The following is a 17,718-nucleotide window of genomic DNA, read 5'->3' as shown; positions in this document are numbered from 1 at the left end:
GAGTAACCAGAGAAGAGTATACTACTTAACTTGATCGCGTCGAGAACGGAGCTTCCCGATGGAACTCGAGACCGTCACCTTCGAGGTGACCGACCATGTCGCCACGGTCACCCTCAACCGCCCCGAGGCCATGAACGGCTTCAACCAGCGGATGCTGGAGGAGTTCAGCGCCCTCTGGCACACCGTCAAGACCGACGACGACGTGCGGGTCGTCGTGCTGCGCGGCGCGGGCGACCGGGCCTTCTGCACGGGGATGGACGTGAAGGAGGGCATCGACCGCCACCCCAACGTCTGGTCGCGGACCGACCCCGGCGAGTTCCTCTCGCCCAAGCTCAACCAGGTGTGGAAGCCCCTGGTGTGCGCGGTGCACGGCATGGCCGCCGGCGGCGCCTTCTACTGGCTCAACGAGGCCGACATCCTGATCTGTTCGGAGGACGCCACCTTCTTCGATCCGCATGTCAGCTACGGACTCACCGCGGCCCTGGAGCCCATCGGGCTCGCCCGGCGCATCCCGCTCGGCGAGGCGCTGCGCATCGCCCTGCTCGGCCTCGACGAGCGGGTCTCCGCAGCCCGCGCCCTGCAGATCGGCCTGGTCAGCGAGGTGCTCCCGCGTGATCGGCTCTGGGAGCGGGCCGACGAGATCGCGCGGATCATCGCCGCGAAACCGCCCGCCGCGATCCAGGGCACCGTGCGGGCGATCTGGGAGTCGCTCGACGCGACGCGCACCCAGGCGCTGCGCACCGGGCTGTCGTACACCCAGATCGGCAATCCGATCGGGAAGGCCGAGGTGGACCGCTCCGCGGTGCCCCGGGGGCAGTGGACACTGCGCTGACGCTCCCCTACCCTCCCCTAAATAAGTGTCCTTTATTAAGGTTTTCAGGGTGACCAGCGGGAGGCTCTCATGCGGTTCGGCATGCCATGGCCGGGGCGGGACGTCGGACGGGAGGCCGAGCGGGCCGGGGTGAGCGCGTTCTGCGCCGGGGAGTTCGCCGACCACGACGCTTATCTCACCGTGGCCGACATCGTGGCGAACACCGAACACGCCCTGGCCGGCCCCGCCATCGCCTACGCCTTCGCCCGCACCCCCTACGCCCACGCGACCGCCCTGCGCCATCTGCACGCCCAGGCCCCGGGCCGGCTGTTCCTCGGGCTGGGCAGCGCGGCGTTCCGGATCAACCGGGACTGGCTGGGCGTGCCCCCGGACCGCCCCGTGGAGCGGATCACCGAGACCGTCGGCGCCGTACGGGCCTGGCTGCACGCGGAGAACGGTGAACGCGTCCGCCACTCGGGCGAGTTCCACTCGCTCGACGCCGACGTGCGCGCCCCGGTGCTCGGCCGGCTCGACATCCCCGTCCTGCTGGCTGCGTTCAACACCCGGATGGCCACGACCGCGGGCCGGGTCGCCGACGGGGTCGTCGGGCACGGCCTGTTCACCGACACCTGGTGGAACGAGGTGGTACGGCCCTCCGTCGACCGCGGCCACGAGGGCGACGGCGACCACGACGGCGGGCCACGTCCGGTCGAGCACGGCTGGATCATCACGGCGGTCGACGACGCCGCTCCCGAGCGCGCGGTCGCCGACGCCCGGCGGATGATCGCCTTCTACCTCACGGTCAAGACGTACGACCCCTATGTGGCGCGCCACGGCTGGGGGGAACCCGTCGCCCGGCTGCGCGCGGCGTTCCGGGCGGGCGACACCGACGCGATGGCGCGGGCGGTGACCGACGAGATGGTCGACGAGATCGCCGTGTGCGGGACGACCGCCGACGCCAAGGACACCCTCGCCCGGCGTGCCGGGTCCCTGCCCCGTGACGTCGGCTACTTCGCGCCCCCGAGCTTCCTGGTGAGCCCCCGGCGCCGGGCCGCCTACGGCCTGGCCGCCCTCGGGCTCATCGGCTCCGTCGCGGACGAGGGCTGAGAGGCCGGCCCCGCACCCCGGGGCCGGCCTCCGCCGCGGCTCAGGCGTCCTGCGGAAGCGGCGCCAGTTTCCTGCTCTTGTCGAAGTGCACGACGTCGGCGAGCGTGCCACCCAGGATGGCCGCGCGGTCCTCGTCGGGAACGCCCTCGAAGTTCTCGGCGATACATTCCGCGCTGCTGCGGAAGGTGCCCTCGGCGTGCGGGTAGTCGTTGCCCCACATGACCGTCGACAGTCCGGTGATGTGGCGGGCCTTGACGGCGGTCGGGTCGTCCGCGAACTGGACGTGGATCTGGCGGCGGACGTACTCGGTGGGCTTGAGCGGATAGGGCCACTGGTCGTTGATGGCGAACAGCCGCCCCATGGAGGGCTGCTCCCTCGGCCCGCGGTTGTCGTCCCAGAAGCCGAGCCACCAGTCCGGGTCCTGACCCGTGCCGGTCTTCCAGGCCTTGTCCATGTAGCCCATGAAGGAGACCAGCCAGCCCGCCGTGTACTCGATCAGGTTGAAGTGCAGGTCCGGGAAGCGTTCGCAGACGCCGCCGCCGACGAGGCTGGCGATGATGCCCTGCGGTCCGGCCACGGCCGAGCCGACCGCGCTGCCCATGGTCCGGCCCGCCACCATGTCGTCGGTCAGGTTGCCCTTGCCCATGTTCATGGCCGTCATCAGGCCCCGGACCGTCTGCGCCGTCCCGGACACCTCCTCCTTGACCTTCACTCCGCCGGTGGCCACATGGATGAACACCGGCAGCCCGTGTGCCTGGGCCGCCGCCCAGACCGGGTCGTACTCCCGCGCGTAGTAGGGCAGCGGCGGGATCTCCGGCAGCAGGATCGCCCCGAGCCCCATGCGCGCACAGCGCTCGATCTCGGCCACGGCCTCGGGGACGTCCGTGAGCGGGATCGCCGCCGTCGGGCGCAGCCGGTCCTTGTAGGGCAGGTAGCGCTCGACGAGGTAGTCGTTCCACACCCGGGCGTGGGCCATGGACAGCTCGTGGTCGTCGGTGAACAGGACGAACAGCGAGAGGTTGGGGAACATGACCGAGGCGTCGACGCCGTCGAGGTTCATGTCCCGGATGATGTGCTCCGGGTCGCCGTCCGGGGTCTCCCCGCCGATCTGGCGGTACTTGGAGATGGTCCAGCCGTCGAACCCGATGGTGTGGAGCTTCTTGAACTCGGTGTGGCCGCCCGGAACGATCGGCTCGTCCAGGGTGAACTCCTCTTCCCACAGTGCCCGCTCGCGAAGCTGCTTGGGCAAGCGGGTCTTGAAGAGATCGACCGGCTCGATGATGTGCGAATCGCCGGACACGACAAATTCCTTGAACACAGGCGGTACCTCTTTCGAACCTCGTCGTTCGTGCCAGAACCCACCCCGCGGATGAGGCCGAAGTTAGCTGTACCGATCGGTCTAGTCAATGATTCAGCATACGGAATAGTGGATCAACGCAGCTCCAAAGGCTGACGGTCCGCTGACATAAAGCTGACGTCTCACCGCACCTTCCCGGAGGGACTTAATTGAGTACACTCAAATAAACACGCTGTAGGCGATCAGGAGACGGCAGATGACAACGGCGTACTCGTTCTCTTCGCAGCTCTACATCGACGGACGCCGGACCCCGGGCCGGTCGGACACCCCGGTACTCGTGCGCAATCCGGCGACCGAGGAGACGGTGGCCGAAGTCCCGGGCTCGTCACCGGCGGATGTGCGTGCGGCCGTCGAGGCCGCCCGGCGCGCCTTCGACGAAGGCCCGTGGCCTCGGATGAAGCCCGCGGAACGGGCTGCCGTACTGCTGCGCATGGCGCAGGAGATGGAGCGCCGGCTGCCCGACCTCGTGGCGGTCAACATGGCCGAGGCGGGCTCGATCCGGGCGCTGGCCGAAACCCTCCAGACCCGGGTCCCGGTGACGCATCTGCGCGACATGGCCGAGCGGGTGATGCCGGCCTTCGACTGGGAACGGCCCATGGAACCGACGATCGCGCCGGGCATCGGCATCTCCCAGGGAGTGCTGCGCCGCGAGGCGTTCGGTGTGTGCGCCCTGATCTCCGCCTACAACTTCCCCTTCTTCCTCAGCATGATGAAGGTGATCCCGGCCCTCGCGGCAGGGTGCACCGCCGTACTGAAGCCGGCGCCGAGCACTCCCCTGGAGTCCCTCCTGATCGGCGACTTCGCCGACGCCGCCGGACTGCCGCCGGGTGTGCTCAACATCGTGACCGGTGACATCGAGGCCGGCCGTGAACTCACCACCCACCCGATGGTCGACCTCGTCAGCTTCACCGGCTCGGACACGGTCGGGCGGACGGTCTACGCCCAGGCCGCGGCCTCCCTGAAGAAGGTCGTCCTCGAACTCGGCGGCAAGTCGGCGAACATCGTCCGCGCCGACGGCGACCTCGACGGCGCTGTCCGCTCGGCGCTCTCCGGCATCACCACACACGCCGGTCAGGGCTGTTCCCTGCTGACCCGGACGCTGGTGCACGAGTCGGTCCACGACGAACTGGTCGACCGGCTGAGCGCGGCCCTCGCCGAGGTCAGGGTCGGCGATCCGGCCGACCCGGCCACCACCATGGGCCCGTTGATCAGCGAGGCCCAGCGGGACAAGGTCGAGAAACTGATCCGGGTCGGCGAGAAGGAGGGGGCACGTCTGGTCCACGGGGGCGGGCGCCCGGCGGGTCTGGACCGGGGCTACTTCGTGGAACCCACGCTCTTCGCCGACGTCGACAACACCATGACCGTCGCGCGCACGGAGTTCTTCGGACCGGTCGGTGTCGTCATCCCGTTCCGCACCGACGAGGAGGCGGTGCGCATCGCGAACGACAGCCCCTACGGCCTCGCCGGTGCCGTCTGGAGCGCCGACACCCTGGCCGCGTACGAGATGGCGTCGCGGATCCGGGCCGGCGGTGTCGCGATCAACGGCGGCAGCGCCGGGGTGAACCCGCGGGCCGCGTTCGGCGGGTACAAGCAGAGCGGGCTCGGCCGGGAGTGGGGCGAGTTCGGGCTGGAGGAGTACCTCCAGACCAAGACCGTGAGCTGGGCGGCACGCTGAGGAGCGGGCCGCCCGGCCGCTACTCGACGGCGACCTTCACACCGGGGATCCGCTCTCCGCAGGCCGGGGCGCCCGCCGGGTCCGGCACGAACTTCTCGCCCTCCAGGAGCGAGACGAACGTGCAGTCACCGGGGCCGCCGACCGAATAGGAGCCCTTGTCCGCGAAGTCGGCGGGCTTCGGAAACAGGCCCCCGGCCGTCCAGGTCCGGTCGGCGCGCAGCGCGGACATCAGCTCCTCCTGGCTCGCGGTGCAGCCGGCCTTCTCCAGTCCGTGCAGCAGCAGGTCCGCGCTGATCCAGCCGACCGCCTGGGAGAAGGACGGGATACCGGAGGCCGAACCGCCGTACTTCTTGAGCGCCGCGGACCACGCCCGGGTGGCCGCGGTGTCCGTCTCCACCGGCGCGTACGACGTCATGAAGCCCACGCCCTGCGCGACCTTCAGCGTCGGCGGCGACTTGAGCAGGTCGGCCCCGTAACCGGTGGCCAGCAGGATCGACTTCATCTCCACCCCGGCCCGGCGCAGACCGGTGGCGAGCGCGAAGCCGGTCTCGGGGATCACCGGGGCGTAGAGCACGTCGGCGCCGGACTTCTTGATGCCCAGGACGATGGCTCCGACGTCACTGCTCCCGAACGGGATGCGCTCGTTGACGTAGCCGCGCCCCAGTCCCGCGTGTTCGGCGGACAGTGCCGCTCCCTCCGCGGCCTTCGCGGAACTGGGGGTGTTGTAGGCGACCACGGCGACCTTGGTCCCGCCGAGCTTCTTCCAGTACACGCCGAGTGTCGTGGCCGCCCGGTCGTAGTCGGTGCCGGACATCGCCGGGAAGAGGTTGTCGTACTTCGGGTCGAACCACTGCTCGCCGCCGTCGAAGGCGCCTCCGAGGAAGGGGGTTCCGCCCGCCCGGGTACCCGCGTACTGTCCGGCGCCGTAGAAGTACGTGCTCACCGGGAGCACCGCGTACACGTGCTTCTGCTGCACCAGGCGCTGGGCCGCGGTGAGCGCGCCCTGCGGTGTGGACTGGTCGTCGCCCATGATCACGTCGAAGCCTCGCGAGGCGCACTTCCCGCCCGCCGCCTCGTAGGCCGCGAGGCGGGCCTTCACGCCGCTCTCGGTGTCGGCGTAGTGCGCGGCGGCGGCACCGCTCAGTGCGGTCAGGACACCGATCCTGACCGGTCCGTCCGTGTTGTCCGCCCCCGCGGAGCCACCGCTGCCGCAAGCGGCGAGCAGCAGGGCGGCGGCGCTGGTCCAGGTGGCGATGGCACCGGCTCTTCTCATGTGCTCTCCTCCGTCCTCGGCCCGTCTCCCGACGGTCCCGACAGGTGGTACGCGAGGCACAGTGGAGCATATTAAGTATCCTTTGTCATCGGATCGTGCGGCGAAATGCCTCCTAAGGGTTGACGCGGACCCTATATGAGCGCACTTTAATCCGTACCCGTTGCTGTCCCCAGCACGCCCTTCCAGGAGGCCGTCGTTGCTCTCCTACGTTGTCGCCGGTCTCGCTCTCGGGGCCGTCTACGCCATCGCCGCGGCATCGCTGGTCGTCACCCATGTGTCGTCCGGCGTCTTCAACTTCGCCTTCGGGGCCATGGCGTTCACCGTGGCCCGCTTCTACTACTTCCTGTACGTCGAGCAGGGCTGGCCGCTGCCACTGGCCGCGCCGGTCGCGATCGGACTGTTCGGCCCGGCCCTGGGCGTCCTGCTCCACGCGGTGCTCTTCCGGCATCTGCGACTGCGCTCACCCCTGGTGAAGATCGTCGCCACGATCGGTCTGTCGGTCGCGCTGCCGCCTCTCGTCAATCTGGTGTTCGGGCAGCTGGTGAACGTCACCGCGCCGGGCCTCGCGCCCCAACCGGTCGCGGTCCACCGGCCGTTCGGGGCGGTGGTCGACATGAACCAGCTGATCACGTACGCCGCTCTCGCCGTGGTCCTGATCGTCGGCACCGCGCTGCTGCGGTACACCGACATCGGCCTCAAGGTGCGCGCCCTGGTCGACTCCGAGGCGCTCACCGCGCTGTCGGGGGTGAGCGCCGCACGGGTGTCGGTCGGAGTGTGGGCGTTCAGCGCGCTGCTGGCAGGGCTGGCCGGGGTCCTCGTCGCGCCCACCGCCGGGCTGTCGGTGGACGGTATGACCTTCCTGATGGCGGCCGCCTTCGCGGCCGTCGTGGCGGCACGGCTGCGCAGCCTGGCGACGGCCGTCGCGGTGGCCCTCGCCATGGGCGTCGTCACCAGCGTGATCCAGCGCTACCTCGATCCGCAGAGCGCGCTGGCCGCGCAGATCGTGCCCAGCGTCCCGTTCCTGTTCATGCTCGTCTTCCTCCTCGCCCACGCGGTGCGCGGACGGGCGGGCGACGCTCCGGTGAGCGGTGTGCTGGACCGCGCGGTCCGCAGTGAGCAGGCGGGAGCCCCGGCCGCCACGGCTTCGTCCGGCTACCTCGCCCCGCTGCTGACCCTTGCCGTCGTCGCGTGCCTTCCGCTGCTCCTCGACGACTTCTGGACGGGACTGGTCGCGACCGGGGTCGCGATGGCCATGGCGCTGCTGTCCTGCACCCTCGTCACGGGTGAGGGCGGCATGATCTGGCTCTGCCAGATCACTTTCGCCGGACTCGGCGCCCTGCTCGCCGCCGACCTCACCACCAACTCCGGGTGGCCGCCCCTGGCAGCGGTCCTGGTGAGCGCTGTGTGCGTGGTCCCCGTGGGGGTGGTGCTCGGTGTGCTGACGATCCGGCTGGGCAATCTGTACGTCGCCCTGGTGACGCTGACCTTCGGACTCCTCGCCCAGAACCTGGTCTTCATGCGGGACCGCTTCTACCACTCGGGGCAGGGCATCTACCTGCCGCGCCCCGACTGGGCCCTGGACAACCGCACCTTCGCCCTGCTGGCACTGGCGGTGTTCGCCGCACTGGGGCTGTTCGTCGTGAACCTGCGCCGCTCGACGGCGGGGCTCGCCGTCACGGCGGTCCGTCACAGCGAGACCGGCTCGCGCACGCTGGGCCTCGGCATCGTGCCGGTCAAGGTGCTCGTCTCCGCCGTCGCCACCTTCGTCGCCGCGGTCGGCGGCGGTTTCCTCGCCCTCGCCTACCAGTCGGCGCTGCCGGACTCGTTCAACCCGTTCACCGGGCTGGTGTGGCTGGCGGTCCTGGTCACCGTGGGGGCACGGCCGGTCGTCGGCGCGCTGGTCGCCGGAGTGGCGTTCGCCGTGCTGCCCAGCGTGTTCCAGACGTATCTGCCGACACGCTGGGCCGAGGTCCCGGTGATCATGTTCGGCTTCGGCGCGGTCATGCTCGCCCGAAACCCCGAGGGCATCATCGCGATGCACGCCCGGCAACTGCGCGACCTGGGCCGTTGGCGGGAGCGGCGGAGAGACCGCGCCGGGCAGCCTTCGACGCCGCAGGGAGAACTCGTGTGAGCGCCGCAGGGAGAACTGGTCTGAGCGCCGTAGGGAGAACGCGTATGAGCACAGCCTCCGTCACGACCCCGGCCCGCATCGAAGCCAGGGGTGTCACCGTCCGCTTCGGCGGCCTTCTCGCCCTGAGCGAGGTCGACCTGGCGGTGCCGCCGGCCTCGGTCGTCGGGCTGGTGGGTCCCAACGGGGCGGGCAAGAGCACCCTGTTCGCCGTCCTCTCCGGGCTGCTGACGCCTGGTGCGGGAGCCGTTCTGATGGACGGGCAGGACGTCTCGCGGGCCAGTGCGCAGGCTCGGGCCCGGCGCGGACTCGCGCGTACCTTCCAGCATCCGGAGCTGTTCCCGGGCCTGACGGTCCGCGAGCACGTGGTGCTGGCGTACCGGCTGCGGCACACCCGGCACCGGATCTGGACCGACCTCGTCACCGGGGGCGGTTTCCGTCGGCCGCCCGTGGACGAGGAGCGGCGGGTGGACTCGCTGCTCGCCGCGCTGGGGCTGACCGGGGTGGCGCATCGGCCGGTCTCCGGGCTGCCGTTGGGCACGAGCCGGCTGCTGGAGATCGCGCGGGCCCTCGCCGTCGATCCGGGCGTGCTGCTCCTGGACGAGCCGTCCTCGGGGCTCGACGCGCGTGAGACCGACGAGTTGGCGGCGACGCTCACCCGGATCGTCGCCGACCACGGGGTGTCGCTGCTCCTGGTCGAGCACGATGTCGAACTGGTGCTGGGGATGAGCGACGTGGTCCATGTCCTCGACTTCGGCGTCAAGATCAGCGAGGGGTCCCCCGCGGAGGTGCGGGCGGACCCGGCCGTACGCGCCGCGTATCTGGGCGCGGAACACGGCGAGGAAAGGGCGTCCGCATGACTCTCACCGGCTCCCCCCTGCTCCGCGTCCGCGATCTGACCGTCCGCTACGGCAACGCCCCGGCGCTGCGGGAGGTGACCTTCGACGTGCCGCGCGACAGCGCGCTCGCGGTGCTGGGGCCCAACGGCGCCGGCAAGAGCACCCTGGCCCGGACCCTCTCGGGGCTCGTGCCCGCCGCCGCCGGGACCTTCGGGCTCGACGGCCGGGACCTCACCGGGCGGCCGCCCGACGCGATCCGCCGGGCCGGGCTCGTCCATCTCCCCGAGGGCCGTGGGGTGTTCCCCACACTGACGGTTCTGGAGAACCTCCGGATGGCCACCGCCTGCGACCGGCGCGGGAGGGCCGAGGCTCTCGACCGGGCCTTCGAGATCTTTCCCGTGCTGCGGGAGCGGCAGCGCCAGGCGGCGGGGACCCTGTCGGGCGGTGAGCAGCAGATGCTGTCCCTCGCCCGGGCCCTGATGGTCGACCCGCGCCTGGTGATCGCCGACGAGCTCTCCCTGGGCCTCGCGCCGAAGATGGTCGACGTGGTGTTCGAGAGCCTGCGACGGGCCCGGTCCGCCGGTGTCGCGGTCCTCATGATCGAGCAGTTCGCGAGCCGGGCACTGGACTTCGCCGACCACTGTCTGGTGCTGCGGCGCGGCCGGATCGCATGGGCCGGGGAGGCCGACCGGGCCGGTCCCGAACTGCTGCGCCGCTACCTCGGCGAGGCCACCGCCGCCTGACCTCCACCCGTACCCCGGCTCCGCCCGCAACCACCGTCGTTCACACAGTCGTTCACACAGTCAGGACCATCGCCGAACCCATGCCGCCGCCCGCGCACATGGCCGCGACCGCGGTCCCACCGCCCCGGCGGCGCAGCTCGTGGGCGAGGGTGACGAGCATGCGGGTGCCGGTGGTCGCGATCGGGTGGCCGAGGCTGCATCCGCTGCCGAACGGGTTGACCCGCTCCGGGTCGAGGCCCAGCTCGCGGGTGGTGGCGACGGCCACCGCGGCGAAGGCCTCGTTGACCTCGAACAGGTCGACCTCGTCGATGCCGAGCCCGGCGCGGCCCAGTGCCTTGCGGATCGCGGCGACGGGTGCGAGCCCCGTCTCGACGGGGTCGACTCCCACGCTCGCCCAGGCACGTACGGTCGCGATGGGTGCGAGGCCGTGCGCGGCGGCCAGGTCCGAACCGGCGACGACGACCGCGGCCGCGCCGTCGTTGACCCCGCTGGAGTTGCCCGCCGTGATGGAGAACCCCTCGATCTCGGGATGCAGCGCCTTCAACGCGGCCAGCTTCTCCGCGCTGGTGTCGCGCCGTGGATGCTCGTCGGTGGCGAAGGCCGAGGTCACTCCGTCCCGGCCGGTGACCTCCACGGGCACGATCTCCTCGGTGAACCGGCCTTCGTCGATGGCCCGTACGGCCCGCTGATGGGAGCGCAGTGCCCAGCCGTCCATCTCCTCGCGGGTGAGGCCGGCCAGCCGGGCCGTGTTCCAGCCGACGAGGACGCCCATGTCGTCGTTGGGCGCCCGGGGCGTCGGGACATGGGTCGGCGCCATCCAGGGGTCCTGCCACTCGTCGGTGCCCGGGACGCGCCGTCGGGCCAGCGGCGCGGTCGAGGACGAGTGGGTCCCGCCCGCCACGACCGCCCGGTCCATGCCGGCCCGCACACCCGCGGCGGCGGTCGCCACGCTCGCCAGGCCGGAGGCGCAGTGGCGGTTGTGCGCCAGGCCGGGGACGTGCGTCAGCCCCGCCCGCAGCGCGGCGTAGCGGGCGATGTCGCCGCCTCCGGCGAGGGATTCACCGAGGACGACGTCGTCGATCGCCTCGGCGGGCAGTCCACTGCGCCGCACGGCCTCCCGGACGACGACCGTGGCGAGTTCGAAGGCGTCGGTGTCCCGCAGGGTTCCTCGGCGGGCGGTTCCGATCGCGGTGCGGCACGCGGAGAGAAGAACGGCATCAACCATGAATTCAGAGTACTTAAATGAGCGAGTATTCAACAGATGCCGCGTCACACCGCACAATTCCTCGACCAGACAGAGAAAAGAGGATACCTTGTTTCGGTGAACTTCGAGCTCAGCGAAGAGCAGGGCATGTTGCGCGAGGCTTCGCGCGACCTGCTGTCGGACCGGGCCCCGATCGGGCACGTACGGGCGTGGACCGACCGTGACGAGGACGTCGATCCCGAGGTGTGGCGGCTGATGGCCGAGCTGGGCTGGCCGGGACTGGGCCTGCCCGAGGGGTACGGCGGCGCCGACCAGGGACTGGTGGAACTCGCCCTCGTGGCCGAGGAGATCGGGCGGGCGCTCGGGCGGGGTCCGTTCACACCGACCGCGCTCGTCGGCCGGGCGCTCCGCGCGACGGGATCGTCCGGGCTGCGGGCCGAGGTGCTGCCCGAGCTCGCCTCCGGGTCCGGCTGGGCCGCCTGGGCCTTCGCCGAACCGCGCGCTCCCTGGTCCCTCGACGGCGTCCACGCCACCGCGCGGACCGACGGGGACGCGATCGTCCTCGACGGGGTCAAGACCGCCGTGCAGGACGCGGGCGGCGCCCGCTGGCTGCTCGTCACCGCACTCCACGACGGGGTCCCGGCGTCGTTCCTGGCCGACCGGACGGCGCCCGGTGTGAGGGTCCGCCGCCAGCGGGTCCTCGACCTGACCCGCTCGTTCTACGAGGTCCGCTTCGAGGGCGTACGCGTCTCGCACGAGCGCCGCCTCGCCGGCGGGCCGGACGAGATACAGCGGCTGCTGGACGAGGCGTCGGTGCTGCGGTGCGCCGACGCGCTCGGGGTGATGGAGCGCATGCTGGAGCTCACGGTCGAACACACCAGGTCCCGCGCGCAGTTCGGGCGGCCGATCGGTACGTTCCAGGCCGTCAAGCACGCGTGCGCCGACATGGCGCTGCTCGTGCACGGGACCCGGGCGGCCACCGGCTACGCGGCGATGGCCGCGGACGCGGAAGCCGACGACACCGAGCGGGCGGCCTGCTCCGCCGCCTCGTACGTCGCGTCCGCGACCGGCGAAGTCGCGGCCCGGGCGCTCCAGCTGCACGGCGGCATCGGCTTCACGTGGGAGCACGACCTCCACCTCCACCTGCGCCGCGCCCGGGCCGACAGCGTGCTGTACGGCGACGCCGGCGTGCACCGCGACCGGCTGTGCACCCTCCTGCGGCGGCCCGGCGCGTCCGCCTGAGTGAACGATCCGAAAGGTTCCCGATGGAGATCAAGGGCAAGAAGGCCGTGGTGTTCGGCGGCGCCTCCGGGATGGGCCGGGCCACCGCCGAGCTCCTCGCGGCCCGCGGCGCCGACGTCGCCGTACTGGACCGTCCGACATCGGCCGGCGCGGAGGTCGCCGCGGCGTTCGACGGCCGCTTCCATCCCGTCGACGTGACGGACTTCGAGGGGACGGCGAGCGCGCTGGACGCCGCCGTAGAGGCCCTCGGCGGGTTGCATGTGTCGGTCACCACCGCGGGCGGCGGCAGCGTACGGCGCACGCTCGGCAGGAGCGGTCCGCACGACCTGGAGACCTTCCGGCGGGTCCTGGACCTCAACGCGGTGGCCACGTTCAACATCAGCCGGCTGGCAGCCGCGCACATGAGCCGCAACGAGCCGGAGGAGCCCGACGGCGAGCGGGGCGTCATCGTCAACACGTCCTCGATCGCGGCGTTCGAGGGGCAGATCGGCCAGGTCGCCTACGCGGCGGCCAAGGCGGCGATCGCCGGGATGAGCCTCACCATGGCCCGCGACCTCGGTTCGCTCGGCATCCGTGTCGTCGCCATCGCGCCCAGCCTGTTCGAGACGGGCGCCACCGAGAAGATCCCCGCCGAGACGCGGGCGGCGCTGGTGAGGGACGCCGCGTTCCCGAGGCGGCTGGGCCGCCCCGAGGAGTACGCGAAGCTCGCGCTCGCCGTGGTCGACAACCCGATGCTGAACGGTCAGTGCCTGCGGCTCGACGCGGGCCAGCGGTTCGGCCCGAAGTGAGGATGTGCTGATGGAACATCACGGCAGAGTGGCGCTGATCACCGGCGGCGGCCGCGGCTTCGGCAAGGCGTTCGGCGAGGCGCTGTCGGCCTCGGGCGCCCATGTCGTGCTCGCCGACATCGACGGCGCGGCGGCGGCCGGGGCGGCGGCGGAACTCACCGCGAAGGGCCTGCGCGCGACCGGAGTCGCCTGTGACGTGGCCGACGAGGAGGAGGTCGGCGCCGTCGTACGCGAGATCACCGGGCGCCACGGCGGACTCGACATCCTGGTCAACAACGCCGGTCTGCACGCCGCTTACAACAGGCCGTTCACCGAACTGGGCCTGGCCAGGGTACGGCGGGTGCTCGACGTCAACGTCATGGGCACCATCATCTGTTCGCTCGCGGCCCAGGAGGCCATGCGCGGACGGCCGGGTGCGAGCATCGTCAACATCTCCTCGTCGGCGGCCTACGCGAACCGCAGCGTCTACGGCGTCTCCAAGCTCGCCGTACGGGGTCTGACGGTGTCCTTCGCCCGCGAGTTCGCCGCCGACGGGATCCGCGTCAACGCGATCGCACCGGGCCTGATCCTCACGGACACCGTGCGGGCCCAGCTGTCCCCGGAGGAGGCGGAGCGTGTCCTCGCGGAGCAGATCCTCCAGCGGGAGGGCAGGGAGCAGGACATCGTCGAGGCGCTGCTCTACCTGGTCTCGTCGAGGGCGTCCTTCGTCACCGGCGAGACCCTGCGGGTGACGGGCGGGTTCGCACTCTCCGTCTAGCAGTCCGTACCCACGCCGGTGGCCCCGCGACAACCGTCGCGGGGCCACAGCAGTCGCCGCTGTCCTACACGGTCACCGGTTCGTTCGCCGGCTTGTCGGCCAGTTCCCTCTCCTCGTTGGTGATCGCCTTCAGCAGTACGTACGGTGTGGCGATCTTCCACACGGCGTACGCGGCCGAGGGGATGATGTTCGCGAGCAGTCCGTTCCAGGCGAGCGGCCCGTCCTGGTTGAGGAAGACGAAGGCGCCCGGGATGAGCGTCACTCCCAGCACGATGCTGAGCCAGCCGTACCAGCGCGGGAAGAGCGGCTTCTGCCGGGTGTGGTCGATGAACGCGGCGTATCCGATCGACCAGACCTGGAGGACGAAGATGCAGGCGTTGCCCACGAACATGAGCCAGAACGTGTCGACCATCGCGGTCAGGACGTCGACGGAGTGGTTCTCCGGCCGGTAGGCCGCGGCGGCGAGGATCGCGAGCGGGAAGAAGAACCCGATCGGGGCCACCACGCCTGTGGTGAGCTGGGTCATGGACAGCAGCCCCCAGCCGCCCTCGACCCGGCGCAGTTGCATGCTCGTCACGATGACGTACGGGTACTCGAACGGGACGAGCAGCACCATGAGGGCGACACAGGTGAGGATTCCCGTGCGATGGTCCTTGAGGAAGGCGACGACGTCTTCGGGGCTTTCCGTCGGGCTCATGGGCGGGGTGAGATGGCCCAGGGCGAACGCGACGAGGAATCCCACGAAGAGGATGACGCCGCACCACGCCGATATGCGTTGCAGTCTGATGTAGAGGTCTTTCTTCATCTGCGGCTCCCTTTTGTCTACCGACCGATCTCGTGCCAGCCCACGAGGCTGTCGAGCAGCGGTCCCGCGCTCGACAGGTAGTCGCCGTATCCGCCCCGGAAGAACAGCAGCGGGGTGCCCGGCGATTCGGCGCGCAGGTCATGGACCCGCCCGACGACCAACAGGTGATCTCCGATCTCGACGACCTGCTCCACCGCGCAGTCGACCCAGGCGACGATTCCGTCGAGGACGGGATTGCCCAGGGGCGACGGCTGCCAGGTCGTGTCCGTGAACCGCTCCCGCGCCGGGCCGGTCGCCATACGTCGGGACAGCCGTTCCTGGTTGCCCGCGAGCGCGTTGGCGCAGAAGCGGTTGGCGGCCCTGATCGTCCGCAGGGTCGCGGAGGAGCGGTCTGCCAGGAAGGACACCAGGGGCGGGTCCAGCGACACGGAGGTGAAGGTGCCGACGATCATGCCGTGCGGCTGGTCCTCGGTGTCCGTGGCGGTGATCGCGACCACGCTGGTGGGGAAGTTGCCCAGTACGTCCCGGAACTGACGGCTCATATCAGGGCACGCATCGACTCGGGCAGTTCGAGTCCCATCCGGGCCAGGGCGTTGGCGTGGTACGCGGTGCCGGGCACGTGGATCATGTGCTGGAGCCCGACGTGGGCGTCGCGCCAGAACCGCTGCATCGGGTTGTTGCGGCGGATCGCGTTGCCGCCGGACCTCGCGAAGATCTCGTCCAGCGCGGAGACGGCCCGCCAGGCGCAACGGACCTGGTTGCGCCGTACGTCGGCCCGGTCTTCGAGCGTGATCGGTTTGCCGGCTTCGACCTGGTCGTACAACCGGCTGATGCCGTCGATGAGTTGGACCCGTGAGGCGGCGATCTCGGCCGCGGCCTCCCCGGCTGCGTAGAGGACGTACGGGTCGTCGCGGACCTGGACGCCGGTCACGGCGACCCGGTCCTTCTGCTGGCCCAGGTGGACGGCGAGGGCGCCCTCGCAGATACCGATGACCGCGGCCGTGATGCCGAGCGGGAACATCGAGGCGAACGGCAGTTTGTACAGCGTGTCGGTCAGCCCGATCGCCTCGGCGGCGGCGCCGTCCTGGACCACTTCCTGCCTGATGGTGCGGTATTCGGGGATGAACGCCTTGTCGACGACGACGTCCTTGCTGCCGGTGCCGGCCAGTCCCACGACGTCCCAGGTGCCGTCGATGATCTCGTAGTCGGAGCGCGGCAGGACCACGTGCATCACGGTGATGGGTCCGGCGGGCCTCCCCTTGCCGTCGCCGAGGAGCGCGCCGAGGAAGTCCCAGCGGCAGTGGTCGCTGCCGGAGGAGAACGGCCAGCGGCCGCTGAGGACATAGCCGCCGTCCACCGGGTCGGCGACGCCGTTGGGCATGTAGGGCGAGGCGATCCAGGTGTCCGGGTCCTCGTCCCACACCTCGTGGGCCAGCCGGGGGTCCATCTGGGCCAGCTCCCACGGGTGGACGCCGACGACTCCGCACACCCAGCCGGCGGCACCGTCGTGCCGGGCGACCGCCATCACCGCTTCCGCGAAGTCCCGTGGGTGCGCGCCGAATCCGCCGAACTCCTTGGGCTGGAGCAGCCGTATGACCCCCGCGGAGCGGAGCAGTTCGACGGTCCTCTCGCTCAGTTTGCCGAGTGACTCGTTCTCGTCGGCGAGCCCGGCCAGTTCGGCGCCCAGCTCCTCGACACGGCCGACCACTTCATGCGTCACGCCGCACACCTCCTGGTGACTGATCCCTCGCATGTGCCGCGCGTCCCGGCGGCCAGACGGCCTCAGTGTCGGGGCCCGGGACCAGCGGCCGCTGGACGGTTTCCGCTGACCGGGACTCGGCCGCGTCAGCGCGTGACGCGCGGGCGCAGTGCGGCGGTGGAGCGGCCCTTGAGGGCCGAGAACCACACGCCGGCGCCGTAGGCGAGGTCGTCGAGGCGACGGGCGAGGCCGTAGCGCAGGGGGTCGAGGGTGGCCTGATCTCGCCGGTACTCAAGGGCGATGTCGGCCAGGGCGGCGACCGCCGTCGCCCTGCGCACCCGGCGGGAGAGCACACAGCCCACGGCCGTCAGCGGCCACCAGTGGCGGGTGAGCAGCGCGGAGGTCTGCGTCAGGGTGGCGAGGGCGCCGTTGCCGGCGAGCGGCACGGCCAGCCGGTAGGGGTGCCGGGTGCCGTCGAGTCTGCGGGCGATCCGCACGGTGACGGCGCCGAGGACGGTTCCCGCGACCGGGAGCGACCAGCGTCGCTGGGCGAGGAGCGCGGCGGCGAACGCCATGGTCCAGGGGGCGAGCACGGCGGGTGCGATGTGCTCGGGGTGCCGGCGGGCCAGGGGGTGGGCCCCGGTGCCGTACACGGCCTTGCGCAGGAGCCAGTCCCCGGCGCGGACGCGGTGTTCGTGGGCGGCCCGTACGGCGGGCTCGTACCGTACCCGGCCGCCCGCCGCGAGCAGCCGCCAGCACAGGTCGACGTCCTCCCCGACCCGCATGCGCCCGTCGAAGCCGTTCGCCAGCGCGTCCACGCGCGCCACCATGCAGGCCGAGGAGGCCCAGGAGACGGGAGTGCCGGGCCGTACCGGAGCGGGATGCCCACCGAGGTCGAGTGAGGATCTGGCGTTCTCGTAGCGTTCGATCCAGCTCGCGGCGGGGGTGGGCAGGCCGGTGATGCGGGGTACGGCCATGACGACGCGGGGGTCGGCGAAGTGCCGCAGCAGGGTCGGAACGGTGTCGGGGGCCAGCACGATGTCGGAGTCGGCGAAGACGACGTACGGGGTGGTGACCAGGCGGAGCCCGGCGTTGCGCGCACCGGCGGGTCCGGCGTTGGTGGCCAGGGCGACGAGCCGGGCACCGTGCCGGGCGGCGACCTCCGCCACGGCGGCCGGGTGGCGCGAGGCGTCGTCGACCACGATCACGGGGGTGTCCGTGCCGATGCTCCGCAGCAGCCGGTCCAGTTGGCGCGGGCGGTCGCGGACCGGTACGACGACCGTGTGGCGG

General features: G+C 71.2%; 16 protein-coding genes. 9 read left to right on the top strand and 7 right to left on the bottom strand.

Annotated features, from left to right (window positions below):
* Nucleotides 1–58: 58 nt before the first annotated feature.
* Entirely contained in the window at nt 59–832 is a 774-nt protein-coding gene (locus HLK59_RS02520) for an enoyl-CoA hydratase/isomerase family protein (protein ID WP_171139506.1), read from the top strand.
* Nucleotides 833–901: 69 nt separating this feature from the next.
* Nucleotides 902–1,918: an LLM class flavin-dependent oxidoreductase gene (locus HLK59_RS02515; RefSeq protein WP_171139505.1), complete on the top strand. Its 1,017-nt coding sequence runs from the start codon at nt 902–904 to the stop codon at nt 1,916–1,918.
* A 40-nt stretch (nt 1,919–1,958) separates the two neighbouring features.
* On the opposite strand, the gene HLK59_RS02510 is transcribed toward HLK59_RS02515, so the two are convergent.
* A complete protein-coding gene (locus HLK59_RS02510; RefSeq protein WP_346779632.1) occupies nt 1,959–3,218 on the bottom strand; it encodes an amidohydrolase family protein in 1,260 nt (419 codons plus the stop codon).
* A gap of 253 nt (nt 3,219–3,471) precedes the next feature.
* On the opposite strand from HLK59_RS02510, the gene HLK59_RS02505 reads away from it, so the two are divergent.
* A complete protein-coding gene (locus tag HLK59_RS02505; protein ID WP_171139503.1) occupies nt 3,472–4,950 on the top strand; it encodes an aldehyde dehydrogenase family protein in 1,479 nt (492 codons plus the stop codon).
* Nucleotides 4,951–4,969: 19 nt separating this feature from the next.
* Here the strand turns inward: HLK59_RS02505 and HLK59_RS02500 are convergent, their stop codons facing one another.
* Nucleotides 4,970–6,223, bottom strand: a complete 1,254-nt coding sequence (locus HLK59_RS02500; RefSeq protein ID WP_171139502.1) for an ABC transporter substrate-binding protein — start codon at nt 6,221–6,223, stop codon at nt 4,970–4,972.
* Nucleotides 6,224–6,419: 196 nt separating this feature from the next.
* Here HLK59_RS02500 and HLK59_RS02495 point away from each other — a divergent pair, with 196 nt between their 5' ends.
* The 3 genes from HLK59_RS02495 to HLK59_RS02485 are packed head-to-tail and all read left to right on the top strand — an operon-like array spanning nt 6,420 to nt 9,933.
* Nucleotides 6,420–8,354, top strand: a complete 1,935-nt coding sequence (locus tag HLK59_RS02495; RefSeq protein ID WP_171139501.1) for an ABC transporter permease — start codon at nt 6,420–6,422, stop codon at nt 8,352–8,354.
* A gap of 44 nt (nt 8,355–8,398) precedes the next feature.
* Nucleotides 8,399–9,211 (top strand): ABC transporter ATP-binding protein, encoded by an 813-nt coding sequence (locus HLK59_RS02490; protein ID WP_171139500.1) that lies wholly within the window; start codon nt 8,399–8,401, stop codon nt 9,209–9,211.
* Nucleotides 9,208–9,933, top strand: coding sequence for an ABC transporter ATP-binding protein (locus tag HLK59_RS02485; protein ID WP_171139499.1), 726 nt, complete (start codon nt 9,208–9,210; stop codon nt 9,931–9,933). Before HLK59_RS02490 ends, HLK59_RS02485 begins: the two co-directional genes overlap by 4 nt.
* A 52-nt stretch (nt 9,934–9,985) precedes the next feature.
* On the opposite strand, the gene HLK59_RS02480 is transcribed toward HLK59_RS02485, so the two are convergent.
* Nucleotides 9,986–11,158: a thiolase family protein gene (locus tag HLK59_RS02480; RefSeq protein WP_171139498.1), complete on the bottom strand. Its 1,173-nt coding sequence runs from the start codon at nt 11,156–11,158 to the stop codon at nt 9,986–9,988.
* A gap of 96 nt (nt 11,159–11,254) precedes the next feature.
* On the opposite strand from HLK59_RS02480, the gene HLK59_RS02475 reads away from it, so the two are divergent.
* From HLK59_RS02475 to HLK59_RS02465, 3 genes are read left to right on the top strand one after another with little or no spacing between them, the layout of a single operon-like run.
* On the top strand, nt 11,255–12,379 hold the full coding sequence (locus HLK59_RS02475; protein WP_171139497.1) for an acyl-CoA dehydrogenase family protein: 1,125 nt from the start codon (nt 11,255–11,257) through the stop codon (nt 12,377–12,379).
* Between the two features lie 23 nt (nt 12,380–12,402).
* Complete coding sequence (locus HLK59_RS02470; RefSeq protein WP_171139496.1) at nt 12,403–13,167, top strand: SDR family NAD(P)-dependent oxidoreductase; 765 nt, start codon at nt 12,403–12,405, stop codon at nt 13,165–13,167.
* A gap of 10 nt (nt 13,168–13,177) precedes the next feature.
* Complete coding sequence (locus tag HLK59_RS02465; protein ID WP_171139495.1) at nt 13,178–13,924, top strand: SDR family oxidoreductase; 747 nt, start codon at nt 13,178–13,180, stop codon at nt 13,922–13,924.
* 64 nt (nt 13,925–13,988) lie between these two features.
* On the opposite strand, the gene HLK59_RS02460 is transcribed toward HLK59_RS02465, so the two are convergent.
* From HLK59_RS02460 to mftF, 4 genes are all read right to left on the bottom strand, one after another.
* Nucleotides 13,989–14,729, bottom strand: a complete 741-nt coding sequence (locus tag HLK59_RS02460; RefSeq protein ID WP_171139494.1) for a hypothetical protein — start codon at nt 14,727–14,729, stop codon at nt 13,989–13,991.
* Nucleotides 14,730–14,746: 17 nt separating this feature from the next.
* Nucleotides 14,747–15,271, bottom strand: a complete 525-nt coding sequence (locus HLK59_RS02455) for a flavin reductase family protein (protein WP_171139493.1) — start codon at nt 15,269–15,271, stop codon at nt 14,747–14,749.
* Nucleotides 15,268–16,449 carry a hydroxylase gene (locus HLK59_RS02450; protein ID WP_171139492.1) on the bottom strand — a complete coding sequence of 394 codons (1,182 nt, stop codon included), beginning with the start codon at nt 16,447–16,449 and terminating at the stop codon, nt 15,268–15,270. Before HLK59_RS02450 ends, HLK59_RS02455 begins: the two co-directional genes overlap by 4 nt.
* Nucleotides 16,450–16,574: 125 nt before the next feature.
* The coding region (gene mftF / locus HLK59_RS02445) for a mycofactocin biosynthesis glycosyltransferase MftF (RefSeq protein ID WP_171139491.1) at nt 16,575–17,718 on the bottom strand (1,144 nt) is incomplete at its 5' end.

Source organism: Streptomyces sp. S3(2020) (assembly GCF_013044505.1).
In the GTDB taxonomy this organism is placed as follows: domain Bacteria; phylum Actinomycetota; class Actinomycetes; order Streptomycetales; family Streptomycetaceae; genus Streptomyces.
Note: the sequence above shows the minus strand (reverse complement) of the source record. Positions and strands in the feature narration are given on the sequence as shown.